Origin of the sequence: Pedobacter sp. PF22-3, from assembly GCF_026239555.1 — a bacterium.
In the GTDB taxonomy this organism is placed as follows: domain Bacteria; phylum Bacteroidota; class Bacteroidia; order Sphingobacteriales; family Sphingobacteriaceae; genus Pedobacter.
Window position 1 is genome coordinate 168,530 of sequence record NZ_JAPIVP010000001.1, and the last position, 13,849, is coordinate 182,378.

Genomic DNA, 13,849 nt, shown 5'->3' on the forward strand with positions numbered 1-13,849 from the left:
ACAGATATGAGCTTACAGATTTTTCCTTACTCTTTGGTACGTTATGCCGGATTACATCATCAACTCTTTAATCAGCTTAAATTGAAGGATGCAGAACATCTTCTATCATCCTATACTAAGCAAATAAATGAAAAGGAACAGTTAAAAAACAACCTTTGCAATGTTTTATATACTGTAATAAATCTTCAGTTAAATGATATGGCAAGGCAGCAGTTAATCAATCTTAAACGGCAGATATTTAATGATAAAAACATTAATCAAAGTGCTATCTATCTATTACCAGAACAACTGCAAAACGATATACAGGTTTATTTAAATCAGATAGAAGAGCTTAATCATTTTAAAAATGAGTACGCCTTAAAATTTGAGAAGCAACAACGTATTCAAAAAAAACAGATACAGGAAATAGCACAACTACCTGAGCTGCAGAATGGCCTATTATTATCCAGTCCGTTGATTTATGAGCAATTGGACAGCTTTATTAAAAAAGATGTTGAGCGCTTTAAACAAAAAGAACAACGAATGGTATTTAGCCTGATGCGATACCTCAGCAGGATGGCTTTTAAAACTTCACCTTTCAGTAGTTTTACCTATACCGGTTTAGCCAAATTAAATGAAGTGGTTAAACCGAATACACCCCATGAAGTTTGTTGCCGTTTGAAATTAAATAACGCCATATTCGAATATCTCAAGTCAATATTGAAAAGACATCCCTTATTAAACGAACACTTATTTATTAAACTGAATATAACGGCAGCAATTAAAGAGGATAAAATCTGTTTCTTAAGCAATTTCAATAATATAGAGTCGTTTCAGCAGATTAATACAAAAGGCCTGCAATTAATGGTTTATCAGCACTTAAATAAGCATCAGGAGCCTGTTTCATTTAAACAATTAATCTTAAAGCTTCATCAGGATCTTGAAGGCCCGGATTATGAAAGTATTAAAATATACCTGATTAAGCTGATTGAATCAGGAATGCTTGAATTAAACCTGTCATTTTCGGGTATGGATGAAGAATGGGGCCATAAATTATTAATTTTTCTGGGGTCATTAAAAAAAGTAGAGCCATCAGTACTACCAATTACTATGCTTTTTGAAAACTTACAGACATACAGAGATGAATACCCATCAGCCGTTTCTTTTGCCCGTTATAAGATTCTACAGGAAGCAGAAAAACAATTAAATGAAGTTTTTTCAGAATTACAGCAGGAGGCAGGACTTCCTTTGTACAATAGCCCATCAGATAAAAAAATAGCTGAGGAAAGCCTGGAAACAGAAAAATTTTCGAGCCATAAATTTATGCCCTATTATTTTTCTGCCCGACATATTTTTTATGAAGATTGCTTTACAACAGAAAAAACAGAACTTCCCGAACAAGAGGTAAAGGCTTTTATCAATAAAACAAATCAATTGATCAACCACCTGCTTCCGCTTGATGTTTTGCGGAAAGAGCGGAATAAAATGCGTGATTTCTTTTTACAATACTACCAGGCTGATAAAGCGATCGACCTGATCACTTTTTACAAAGATTACTATTTCTACGTAAAAAAACCGGAAAAGGAACTAGAATTGCTTAATGACACCGATTTTTTAGCTTTAAAGAATTGGAAAGATGCCGTTTCAGGAAAATTGTCAGAAATTGAAGATAAAGATGAAAATCTTATCAATTTAGACAGTAATTTCTTTACAGACCTCCCTGGGGCCTCAGATCTATCTAAAAATTCGACGGCTGGGATGTTTGTACAGTTTGGCGAAGCTGAAAATGATTTTGCCGGCGTTGTAAATGCCTTATTACCAGGAATGGGCAAAGTGAGTGGCCGTTTTTTATCACTCTTTGATCGAAAAATTACCGATAGTTTTATTCAGCATAACGAAAAGCTTCATACGGGAACGATTAAAGTAGAACTGAATGATGCTTCAACGTTTAATGCGAATATCCATCCGCCATTATTGGCTCAGGAACTTGAACTCCCCGGCGGAAATAACATTTACCCATCAGGCAAACAATTGAAAATATGCGATCTAAAAGTAAAATATGATGAGGAAAAAGGCATATTAAAGCTTTATAAAGACGATACTGAATTGTATAGTTATGATTTGAGTTTAGAATCTTTTTATAACAGATCTAATCTTTATCAACTGCTCTCACATTTCAATCCTGATGCCCGCGTATCTCTACAGCCCTTTATTCAATTAATAGATCAGTTTTACCAAGATCAACATCCCGTTCCTTTACCAGATTTATTTGCACTGCCCAGGATCGTTTATGCAAAAAATGTAATTTTAAGACGTAAAACATGGCGTATAAAAACAACCATTGTTCCTCAACAGGATCAGTTTGAAACAGATTTCGAGTATTTCATCAAGTTAAATGATTGGCTCAATAAAAACAACTTACCGCATGAAGTATTTCTCTTTTTAAGAAAACGTGCTTACCAGCATAAATCTGATGATAAAAGGGAAGGCCTGCACGATGATTATAAACCACAATACCTTTCATTCCATAGCCCCTTGTTCTTAGCCCTGTTTAAGAAATTATTGTTGAGGGCCGGTAATTACATTACGCTTGAAGAGGTATTTCCGAAACCAGCCCAAAATAAGGTAAGCGAATACCTCATCCAATGGTATAATAACTGATCAGTTTATGGAAAGTGGACAAGACAAATGGTTATCTCTGTATTTATTCCATCATGGAGATGCCGATCAACTCTTAAAACAGCTTATTTATCCATTTATTAAGCAATGGCGCACACCCTGGTTTTTTATACGTTATTGGGAAGGCGGTGATCATATCCGTTTGAGGTTAAAAGCCGTAAAAAAACATCATCAATTGATCGCTAAGTCGCTTAGTGCAGAAACATCAGTAATCAAATTGATTCAGATGGCCGAGTATGAACCAGAAATAGACAGGTATGGGAATTTAAAGAGTATACTTTGGGCAGAAAGGTATTTTGAATGTTCGTCTGCCTATATCTTAAATTGGATTGCAAATAAGCAAGCCAATCAATCACCTATGGCACAGGCGATAAAGCTGCACCTCACCCTATTATTTTCTACTGGATGGGATAAACAGGCATTAATTAGCCTGTGCAATTCCTTTTTAGAAGGTTGGTTACCTAAACTCTTCAACCAAACAAAACAGAAGGAACAACAAAGGTTATTTTGGCTTAATCAGTTCGAAACTGTTTTTTTAACATCGAAAATCAAAGTACTTAAAGCTGCAGAACACTTTTGGCAAGCGCTAGATGCAAGAAATGTAGATGGTGAATTAAACACTTATTTATCTGAAACTATTACCATAATTAAACTATATAAATCTGCTGGTTTTGAAGAAGATAAATTATTTCAGATCATTTCAAGCTTCATACATATGAATAATAATCGATTAGGTATTTCTAATGATGAAGAAGCCTACATCATGTACTGTATTATGGCTTGCCTTCAGTTTATCCATAAAAAACCCATTCAATAGATTTAATCATGTTCACAGTAAAAGAGACCGAAAAATTTAAAGATCAACTTTACGAAATTTACGATGAACTGTGTCTTAATTTGATAGAAACTGATCAGGAAATCTGGTGGCCAACCCCGTTTTACTTCAATCTTGACGAATATGAATTTAGGGAAAGTTATGACCTCTTTAACGGCAATTGTGGCATCGTTCTCTTTTTTTTGAAATTATATCAGTTTGATGGAAATGCAGATCATCTGAGAATTGTAAGTAAAGCTATGTACCGCATCTTAAATGCAGATGAAGTGCTTTATCCAAAATTCTTTGCATTGTACACTGGCATGGGCGGGGTGATTTACACTTGCCTTATAATTTTTGAAGTTACCCATGATGAATTTTATAAAGCTAAAGCTTTGGCACTAACGCTCCATCATGAAAAACAATTGACTGGATTGTTAAAGGCCGATCTTTTAAGTGGTTATACGGGTAATTTGCTATTGTTCACCTTACTTTATCATCACACCAATCACCCTAAAGTGTTAAGCATGGTGAGCTTGTTGATTGATCGGTTAATTGCTGAAGCACGGATTTCGGAACAAGGCCTGAAGTGGGACTATTCAGGATCAAAAAAAGCCTACGACAGTATGACCGGTTTTTCTCATGGTGCATCAGGCATTGCCTGGGTATTGATGCAGGTTGGTCAATATTTTAGTGCTTCGGGATTAATTTATCTTGCCAAAGAAGCTTTGAGGTACGAAATGAAGTATTTCTACAATCCTGCTAAAAATTGGCTGGATTTACGTCTTGGTCCACACCGGTTAAATAAACCTGACGTGCATCAATGGAAATTGGAAACATTTTTACCGGAAATGACTGATGTAAATGCCTGGGCGCACGGTGCTGCCGGGGTAGGACTGAGCAGAAAATTGGCCATGCAGGTCATTAAAGAAAAAAGCTATATGGCCGATTGCCAAAATGCTTTAGAACGCTGTCTGGATGATTTAAAAAAGCTAGATCGAACTGATTTTACCTTAGTTAGCGGTTATTGTGGAATGATCCCATTTTTATTAAACTATAGCTTAGCAGCTCAAATTGCCTTAATATTAAACCAGGCCAGCGCACTCCATCAAGAAACGAATAGCTACAATACTTACGTTTCATCTGGCGTTAAAGATTATGGCCTGTTATCAGGGAAAGCAGGAATAGGTTACATCTTAGTAACTATTTTAATCGGACAAAATTCGGATAGTATTTTAAGTCCGGCATTGCCAGAAAACAATAACAAATCAATATTGGACGATCAATATGATGAAATTCAAATTAAAAGGTCGGTTTTTTCAAAATATTATCCCAGAACATTAGAAAAATTAAAGTATTTCTCTGCTTTTGAGGCTGAAGATGTTGATGATTTTAAGGAAAAACTACAATCAGCAATTTCGAAAATGCCAAACGATGAAATTGACGCTCTGTTCAATCTGGAAAGTACATTGGTTGATTTATGGAAAAAACACAAAGGTTATTTTAGTTTCGAGCAGAAACATAAATATTGGCTTAAAAGAGCTGAAGAAAGCCTTAAACTGACAGATCAAGAGTTGATCGATAGATTTTTCAGGCTAAGTGATCGGTTAAAACTTTATCGCCCGCTCAAAGGGATAAAAAATGAGCTGCTTTTATTCATTAGTGATGAAAATGGAATAAAAGAAATTAATGTTGGTTTATTTACCGCATTGATTTTAAATGCAATGGAGAAAGAGAAAATAAAAGGAGAGGAGCTTGTAAAATCACTTCACACTACGCTATTTGGAGATGAGCCAAATGAAAAGTCTTTGGTGGAATTAGTGGATAAAGTGGTTCAGCAGATTCGGTTATTGATTGAGGCAGGCTTTATCGAAGTAGTGAGATAACAAATGATTATAAGGTGGTAATTGATTAAACGCTAAATTTAACGTAAATGATAGCTTGTCGAAGTATGTAAATCGGGCAATACGTTGCTGATTTATATCTAATAACTAGATAATTGTGTCCTAACCGCTAAACTTAAATCGCTTAATCATCATAGACGCTGAACGCTTATCACTACACTAACCACCACTTAACAAAACAAGGCGCCCTTAAGCGCCTTGAGATGAAAAATACCGTTTATTAATTAACAGATAACGGTGGTACATCTAACAGGTGGCGTATGGTGGTCATCTGTTTGCTCAGTGTGTGTTGGCTCTGATACACTGCCCAAACCGCCAGATAAACGCATAGCCACTTCGCTATCAATACTGGTTACAAAACTTTCCAACTGAAGGTCTTCTAAGCTCAAAGTGATTTTTTCTGATTGATTTTTCATAAAATAATTGATTAATGTTGATGCCTACTGGTGGTTACGGGGTTTCGGCTTATCCCCGGTTGCAACAGTACTAAGTTAGTTAATTGCAACATAGTTGCAAAATAAAGAGTGCTATTTTCGCAACTATGTTGCAAAAATATTTACAAAAGCAAATAACTAACTATAAATCAAATATTTAAAATATTAAAACAATAGATTTTTACTTAAATTGATAGAGATGGAAGACTAGAAAGATTTGAATATTATTTTCTGTTTCTGGAAGTAACAAACACAATTACCCCCGCTACCAAAATAATACCTCCAGCATAAGGTGGCCAGTTCACAGATTTTTCTTTATCTGCTGATATTTGAATGGGTCCTGCATCAACAATTTTTTCTCTTTTAGTATAAGAGAATCCAGTCCAAATGAGCATAGCGATGCCCACAACCATTAATATAATTCCTAATGTTCTGTTCATAATATCTGTTTTTTATTAATACCAGAACAGCAATCGCATTGATATGTTTTTATTGAAATGAATAGCCAACGCTAATTTTTTGCGCATAATTAACATGATCAGCCATTTCGAGGGAAAGAGAAAAACGTTTAATGTACAAAAAGTAGTTAAAAACCCAACCCAAAGAATTTTTACCTCTTATGACGTCATTTGCTTTAATACCAGACCTAAAGCTATTTGCAAAGTTAGGGGTGCCACCAATAAAAAATCTAAAAGCATGTCGGAAATCATGGTTATCCCTTACCCTCCAGATTACCTCTGTAGATAGTCCTGTGGTCCATAGCACTCTTCTGTCTGTAACGGCTACATCATCCGGAATGTGGTTGTTATAAACCTCCTGCCTGAATTTGGTATATGCTCCGCCTTCAAAGCTAAGTGCATTTTCGAAATTGATGTATCTAAAATCTGTATTTCTGTTAACTGAGGTGTGGTGAAGACCAGCAGAAAATCTTAAGCCAACACCATTTATCGATTTTTTAAAGGATGGAAGATAATTTTTTAAGTTCTCTTCACTAATATCCTTATCTCCACCCGATGCCTTTCCTACATAACCAAAAATTCCATATGAAATATTTGCTTTCTTAAAAGTATGCGACTGACTTATATTTGCCATTCCCAATTCGAAACCAGTACCAGCACTAGGTGAAGCAGCAGCAGCAAAGCTTGCTGATGCATTTGTTAACATTTTAACACTATCTGCAACCATTGCCTTTGGTATATAACCCATATTGTTTCCCAAAATAGCTGGAGTAAGGAAGGATGTGCAAGAAGTAAATGTGGTTAGAAAAAGCAAAGAGAGAAGAGCGATAATTTGATTTTTCATTTTACGCTTTGTTTATTCTTCAAAGAAATCTACTAATCCGCCTAAATAATATTCCTGAATTCCTTCTGTAAAATCTTTATAGTCTTCATCAGGTATATTGGTTTGCCGAAATTCAAGCGATGTTCCTTTCCTATCTTCGTGAAGTTTGATCGTCACAATAGAAGGTTCATTTTCTTCTCCAAAATACCATTGCTGCACAATCTGCTTTCCATAAGTAAATTCGATGTTTTTACCCGTAATATCGCCGTCCCATAAAGAGAATTCCGAACCGGGTTCTTCTTCAAACTCCACTTCGGCACCGGTCCATAGTTTCATGCTGATGGCTTTGGTAAGGGCTAAATAAACTTCTTCAGTCGGGGCAGGTATGTAGGTGTATTTTTTAAAGTCTTTCATTTTCTACTTTTTCTATTGTTTCTTGATTTTTAATAATATTTTCTTCTTGTTCCAGATTGTTAATTCTGAATTTTTCATTTAAATCCTGAATTACTGCCTTTCTCCAGTCAGAATCGGGATAAGAAAATACAAAGGTTTGTTTCACACGTTCCGATTTTAAGAAATAGGTGATCCAAATAGCAGCAAAAATACCAATTCTTAATACAGGATAAAATTCTGAAGCTCCCAAAATTTCGTTATTTACCAGCTTATTAATGTAGATACTTGCTATAGTATCCAGTAAAGTAATTAAGAATGAAAAAATAAGGAATGCAATGTAATATTTTGGAAAAAAATCCCGTCGCTTATAAAACGATACTAATATGAAAATGCTAAAAACTAATAACATCACATTAAATACAACTGTAAGTATTACTGACAAATTAAGTAAAAGCGAATGTCCATTTAGTTGGATCCCTTCCCATATCTTATCAGTATAAATATTTTGCTTTAATGCCGCAACCAGTATAATCAGTGGGTTTAGTGTAATGCCGATGCCTGGTATAGCTAACCAGCCGCCCAATCTCCATGCATTTTTAATAGAATCCAGATTAAATTCAGTTTTTCTGGTGTAAAGATAAATAGCTATAAATATGGAGAGTAAAAGTGTCACAAATCCGATTCCAAGTAATTTGAGATTTAGTCCGTTATTTTCAACAGGGGCTGCGCCACCCCAATAAATACCATAAGATAATGTATTGAGAATTTCTTTACTATCCTTTATATAATCATTTATGCTATTGGTTTGTAAAACAGGAGTGAAATTTTGGTAATAATACGTTAGTGTTAAAGTATTGAATTTTGCGTTTGCACTGTATAAAAACCTGTAGTTCTCATTGTCGATATTTATATTTTCATTCTCGAAATTCCAGATTTCAGGCAAGATAATCCTTACTTCCTGTTCAATGGTACATGGAAATTTTAAAGAGAGCGGAGCATTTCTAAATTTCTTGATCGATATAATCTGGTCATTAATCAGATCGCCGTAAAAGTAAGCCAAACGTTTTGATTGGTCAGTTTCACTACGTGTCCATAAACTATCTATTTCATACGTTTCAGTTACAGATATTATATTTTCAGCTTCATTATCTTTGATCTCAATCGGATCTTTTATGGTTAAGCCAGGATAAAGATTTGAATAATACTTTACATAAGATTTTTCAATATTATCTGCTCCCTCATTGTTTAAGTTCTCTCTAAAATTATCAGCATAATTGTTCGAATACTCACTGGTAATACGAAGCGTAGTTTTGGTTGTACCAGCGGTGTCGCCAACATTAAAAACTACTAATGATTTTAGCTTACCAAGGTTCTGTTGAGCAGTTTCAGTTAGTTCTTTATTGCCATCCTTTATCACCAAAACTTTTGCGCTGTACGGAAAGTAATTATTAAAAATAGGTCCACGCTGATTAGCAACAGTTGGATCGATGTAAATTTTTCTATCCTCAAATTCTACAACTACTACCTCATGATTAAATACGCTGGGGCTAGGTAATAATGATGCTGTTTCTTTCTTAAGATAAGTATTAAGAAATACGGAATATGCGTTAATATCATTGGCTTTTAATAAATTACACAATAAAGTTGATTTATCTTTGCAGTCTCCATATCGCTGTTTTAATATCTTTTCCGGACTATTTGGGCGGTGCGAATATTCACCGATCTCAATGCCCATATACCTTATTTCATCCTGCACAAATCTCGTTGCCAGCTCAAAATACTTTTCTTTATTTCCTTTAGCTTTAAGTTTTAATTCTGCTACTTTTTCATTTATAATTGGAGAATTTTTAGCGTTAAACTGCTGTAAACTCAGTCCCCAGTCTACAACTTCTTGCCAACTATTATATTCTGATATTTGAACCCTTGCAAACGGATCAAAATCAGAAGGCTCAAAATCGTTGGAAGGATAGGTTTTTGACATTGAATTTTGCCACTCAAAAACATTTAAGCCTTTTACCACAGATCTTTTTAAAGGAGGTACACTATTAAAATTCTTAGTCCGGATATTTCTGCCTGGTTTGAATATGATATTGTTATAAACGTTAACAATCTGACTGTTTCCCTCGAAATAAATGGTGTTTGAGTACTTAGGAAACACGGGATTACTTCCTTGGATCGTGTACGCATATTCAATCCGATCACCCTTTCTAATGTCATCCAATATTAAGTAAGCTGTATATAAGCCACTGTATATAAACCTTGATAATTCTTTTTCATTTTGCAGGATTTTGAAATTCTGTAAAATGAGTTTATCTATTGGTTTATTGTCGCGCCAGATCGTCAATTTATGAAATACGAGCTTTTCGTAACTTGGATCATAAGAAACAGATATCTCAGAACCATTTTGAACACCGGTACCATTACTGATTTCTCTTATGATATGCGAATACTGTTCTTTTGTTTCTAAATTATTCTGCTTTTCAAAAAGAAAAAGATAATATCCATCCTGAATATTTTTATAAGCTGGTTTACTATTGATAACCTTTACTGTTTGTAGCCAATCAGGCAATTTCGTATTTATAGCAACCTTTCCTTTTTGTGCAAAAGCCAAATTGGTCATTACTAAAATAATACAAATTAAGAGCGTATTTTTTTTTATCATATTTATTTAAAAGCGTTTAATCCGGTTATATCCATCCCCGTAATCAATAAATGTATATCATGTGTGCCTTCATAGGTAACCACCGATTCTAAGTTCATCATATGGCGCATGATGGAGTATTCGCCTGTAATTCCCATTCCACCAAGCATCTGGCGGGCATTACGCGCAATATCCAGGGCAATTTCTACGCTGTTCCTTTTCGCCATTGATATTTGTTCTGCTGATGCCCTGTTTTCGCTTTTCAGTACACCCAAACGCCAAACCAACAGTTGACCTTTGGTAATTTCAGTCACCATTTCAGCCAGTTTCTTTTGTTGCAACTGGAAACCACCGATGGGTTTCCCAAATTGAACACGCTCTTTTGAATAGCGCAAAGCGGTGTCGTAACAGTCCATTGCTGCACCCAAAGCGCCCCAGGCAATGCCATAACGTGCTTGATTTAAGCAACCTAAGGGACCTTTTAATCCACTGATTTCAGGAAAAACATTTTCTTTAGGAACCTTAACATGATCAAAAACCAGTTCACCGGTTGCCGATGCACGCAAGCTCCATTTGTTATGAGTTTCGGGAGTAGAAAATCCTTCCATTCCACGTTCTACCACCATGCCCCTGATTTTGCCTGATTCATCTTTTGCCCAAACCACAGCAATATCAGCAAAGGGGGCATTGCTGATCCACATTTTTGCTCCGTTTAAAATATAATGGCTACCAGCGTCTTTAATGTTGGTTACCATACCACCTGGATTGGAGCCATGGTCTGGTTCTGTTAAACCAAAACAGCCCATCATTTCGCCACTGGCCAATTTAGGAAGATATTTTTTGCGCTGTTCTTCAGTTCCGTAAGCATAAATGGGGTACATTACCAATGAGCCCTGAACAGATGCGGTAGAGCGAATGCCTGAATCACCACGTTCTATTTCCTGCATCAAAATTCCATAAGCCGTATAATCTAGCCCGGCACCACCATACTCAACCGGAATGGTAGGGCCAAAAGCACCAATATCAGCCAGCCCTTTTATCAAATGTTTTGGAAATTCTGCTTTTTGTGCATAATCTTCAATAATTGGGCTCACTTCTTTTTTTACCCAATCTCTGGCCGTAGCACGGATTAGTTTGTGTTCATCGGTTAACAATTCATCCAACAAATAATAGTCTGGCGCCTCATACAGGTCTTTTTTTACTGATTTGCTCATGTAATTTCGTGTTATTCTGGTTAAGGAACAGCGTTCATTTCAAAGGTAACAATTTACGACAATGGGCATTATATTCATGAATAAAAATTTAATTTAGCAGCTTAAAGAAATTAAATGAGCCGTTTTAAACAAACCGTAGCTTTAAAAGATGTAAAATGCTTTGCTTTGCATGGTTATTACCCCGAAGAGCAACTAACTGGAAATCATTTTATTATAGACCTAACAACCGAATTTACGCCGGCAGGTTTTGATGATGAGCTGGCGCAAACGGTTAATTATGAAGATCTTAATAGCATTATCAGAACGGAAATGAAAAATACCCAAAAGCTGTTGGAAACCGTTTTGAATAATATCATTTTAAAAGTGATGGAAAAGTATCCGTTTGTAGAAAAGATTGATGTAAGTATGAAAAAGCTTAATCCGCCGATGCCCGGACAAATAGGCCATTCATTTGTTAAACTTAGTTATTCAGCAGTCAATTAAAATGAATTTTACCCGTATAAATACCGAAATTTTAGCAGAAATTAATTCAGCAATTGGTGCAGATAAAGTTTTTATCGATACAGAAAGTCTGGATAATTACAGTCATGATGAGACCGAAGATTTGCGCTATCAGCCCGAAGTTGTGGTAAAACCCACTACGCCAGAAGAAGTTTCAGCCTTATTAAAGATCTGCAATGCTCATCATGTTCCGGTTACGCCCCGGGGAGGCGGAACAGGTTTAAGTGGGGCTGCCTTGCCAATTTATGGTGGTGTTTCCCTATCAATGGAAAAATTTAAATCCATCATTGATATTGATACCGAAAATTTACAGGCAACTGTTGAGCCAGGGGTAATTACGGAGGAATTCATTAATGCAGTAGCAGAAAAAGGTCTTCTATATCCGGTTGATCCCAGCAGTAAAGGATCTTGTTTTATTGGTGGTAACGTGGCACACGGTTCTGGTGGCCCAAGAGTAGTAAAATATGGTACCATCCGGGAGTACATTTTAAACCTGGAAGTTGTTTTACCTAACGGTGATATCATCTGGACGGGTGCAAATACACTTAAATATGCTTCAGGATATAATCTAACCCAATTGATGATCGGTTCGGAAGGTACATTAGGCGTTGTGACTAAAATCGTAACCAAGCTTTTGCCAAAACCTGGTCAATCGGTCTTAATGATGGGTTCTTTCAGTACAAACGAAGATGCTTGTGCGGCAGTTTCAGCCATTTTCAGGGCAGGGGTTACCCCATCAGCCTTGGAGTTTATGGAACGGAAAGGAGTGGAGTGGGTTATCAAATTCGACGATATCAAATTTGATTTAAAAGATGAAGTGGCGGCATTGTTAATGATTGAGTTTGATGGCGATGACCTGGATGATATTTTTAAAAATTGCGAGAAAACAAATGTCGTTTTAGAAGAACACAACTGCACGGAAGTCTTATTTGCAGATACTGCTGCACAAAAAGAGGAATTGTGGCGGATGCGCAGAACAATGGCCGAATCGGTCAAATCCAACTCGGTTTATAAGGAAGAAGACACAGTTGTTCCCCGGGCGGCGTTACCAAAGCTCGTTAATGGTATTAAAGAGATTGGTACCAGATATGGCTTTGAGAGTGTTTGTTACGGACATGCAGGGGATGGAAACCTGCACGTAAATATTATTAAAGCAGGCATGAGTGATGAAGACTGGAACAACAAACTCAAATTTGGTATCACTGAAATATTTGAACTCACCACCGCTTTAGGCGGGACATTATCTGGCGAACATGGAATTGGCCTGGTTCAAAAGGAATTTATGCCGATTAAATACTCAGAAATCCACCTTAATTTAATGAGGGGGATTAAAAATGTTTTCGATCCAAATGGGATATTAAACCCTGGGAAGATTATGCCTGATTAATTTTATTCGTCACCCTGAACTTGTTTCAGGGTCTTAATAGTAACCAGTATATTAAGATGCTGAAACAAGTTCAGCATGACGGGTTCTACTCAATTATTTTAACTGTTCAAACCCCAACATTTTCTGTTTTTCTTCTTCAGGAATTGCAGTGGGTTTACCCGTGGCATAGTCTATCGCTATACACACTGTTTTTCCTTTGCTACAAATGACCTCTTCGCTTCCCTTATGTTTAACGATTTGATATTCTAAATCAAAGCTCGTATTACCGATTCGTGATGTTTTGACGTGGATGGCAATTTTATCATTCATCACAATCGGTAAAATATAATCGAGTTCTGCGTGTGCAATCACAATCCCGGTTTTTTTCCAATCCCATTTAATAATTTCCTCCCAATATTTAGTTCTGGCAATTTCGAGGTAAGTAAAGTAAATCGAATTGTTTACGTGTCCCATCATATCAAAATCAATAAAACGCAGATGGATATTGGTTTTATAGTTGAATTTGTCTGAAAAAGACCTTATTTCTGTCAATTTGTCTTTCGATTTAGATTTATTTTGCCAAAATGTCTTAAAAATCATAAATATTTGAATTGGTATATAAGTTGAATACGATGAATTATCA

At 35.9% G+C, this 13,849-nt stretch carries 12 protein-coding genes; 5 read left to right on the forward strand and 7 right to left on the reverse strand.

Annotated features, from left to right (window positions below):
* Positions 1-6 precede the first annotated feature (6 nt).
* The 3 genes from OQX63_RS00725 to OQX63_RS00735 are packed head-to-tail and all read left to right on the forward strand — an operon-like array spanning position 7 to position 5,358.
* The gene (locus OQX63_RS00725) at positions 7-2,640 is read left to right on the forward strand and encodes a lantibiotic dehydratase (RefSeq protein ID WP_265848978.1); all 2,634 of its coding nucleotides are present in this window, start codon (positions 7-9) and stop codon (positions 2,638-2,640) included.
* Between the two features lie 7 nt (positions 2,641-2,647).
* Entirely contained in the window at positions 2,648-3,475 is an 828-nt protein-coding gene (locus tag OQX63_RS00730; protein ID WP_265848979.1) for a thiopeptide-type bacteriocin biosynthesis protein, read from the forward strand.
* Positions 3,476-3,483: 8 nt separating this feature from the next.
* Positions 3,484-5,358, forward strand: coding sequence for a lanthionine synthetase LanC family protein (locus tag OQX63_RS00735; RefSeq protein WP_265848980.1), 1,875 nt, complete (start codon positions 3,484-3,486; stop codon positions 5,356-5,358).
* A 242-nt stretch (positions 5,359-5,600) separates the two neighbouring features.
* Here OQX63_RS00735 and OQX63_RS00740 read toward each other — a convergent pair whose 3' ends face one another.
* The 6 genes from OQX63_RS00740 to OQX63_RS00765 all read right to left on the reverse strand — a co-directional run bounded on the left by OQX63_RS00740 (position 5,601) and on the right by OQX63_RS00765 (position 11,339).
* Positions 5,601-5,792 (reverse strand): pinensin family lanthipeptide, encoded by a 192-nt coding sequence (locus OQX63_RS00740; protein ID WP_265848981.1) that lies wholly within the window; start codon positions 5,790-5,792, stop codon positions 5,601-5,603.
* 242 nt (positions 5,793-6,034) lie between these two features.
* Positions 6,035-6,250: a hypothetical protein gene (locus tag OQX63_RS00745; protein ID WP_265848982.1), complete on the reverse strand. Its 216-nt coding sequence runs from the start codon at positions 6,248-6,250 to the stop codon at positions 6,035-6,037.
* A 49-nt stretch (positions 6,251-6,299) separates the two neighbouring features.
* Positions 6,300-7,112: a hypothetical protein gene (locus OQX63_RS00750; protein ID WP_265848983.1), complete on the reverse strand. Its 813-nt coding sequence runs from the start codon at positions 7,110-7,112 to the stop codon at positions 6,300-6,302.
* 12 nt (positions 7,113-7,124) lie between these two features.
* Positions 7,125-7,505, reverse strand: coding sequence for an SRPBCC domain-containing protein (locus OQX63_RS00755; protein ID WP_265848984.1), 381 nt, complete (start codon positions 7,503-7,505; stop codon positions 7,125-7,127).
* A complete protein-coding gene (locus OQX63_RS00760) occupies positions 7,492-10,146 on the reverse strand; it encodes a DUF3857 domain-containing protein (RefSeq protein ID WP_265848985.1) in 2,655 nt (884 codons plus the stop codon). Before OQX63_RS00760 ends, OQX63_RS00755 begins: the two co-directional genes overlap by 14 nt.
* 2 nt (positions 10,147-10,148) lie before the next feature.
* Positions 10,149-11,339, reverse strand: coding sequence for an acyl-CoA dehydrogenase family protein (locus tag OQX63_RS00765; RefSeq protein ID WP_265848986.1), 1,191 nt, complete (start codon positions 11,337-11,339; stop codon positions 10,149-10,151).
* 114 nt (positions 11,340-11,453) lie between these two features.
* Here OQX63_RS00765 and folB point away from each other — a divergent pair, with 114 nt between their 5' ends.
* Together folB and OQX63_RS00775 are read left to right on the forward strand one after the other, a co-directional pair.
* Positions 11,454-11,822, forward strand: coding sequence for a dihydroneopterin aldolase (gene folB / locus OQX63_RS00770; RefSeq protein WP_265848987.1), 369 nt, complete (start codon positions 11,454-11,456; stop codon positions 11,820-11,822).
* 1 nt (position 11,823) lies between these two features.
* Positions 11,824-13,227 (forward strand): FAD-binding oxidoreductase, encoded by a 1,404-nt coding sequence (locus tag OQX63_RS00775; protein ID WP_265848988.1) that lies wholly within the window; start codon positions 11,824-11,826, stop codon positions 13,225-13,227.
* 93 nt (positions 13,228-13,320) lie between these two features.
* Here OQX63_RS00775 and OQX63_RS00780 read toward each other — a convergent pair whose 3' ends face one another.
* On the reverse strand, positions 13,321-13,806 hold the full coding sequence (locus OQX63_RS00780; RefSeq protein WP_265848989.1) for an acyl-CoA thioesterase: 486 nt from the start codon (positions 13,804-13,806) through the stop codon (positions 13,321-13,323).
* Positions 13,807-13,849: the final 43 nt, after the last annotated feature.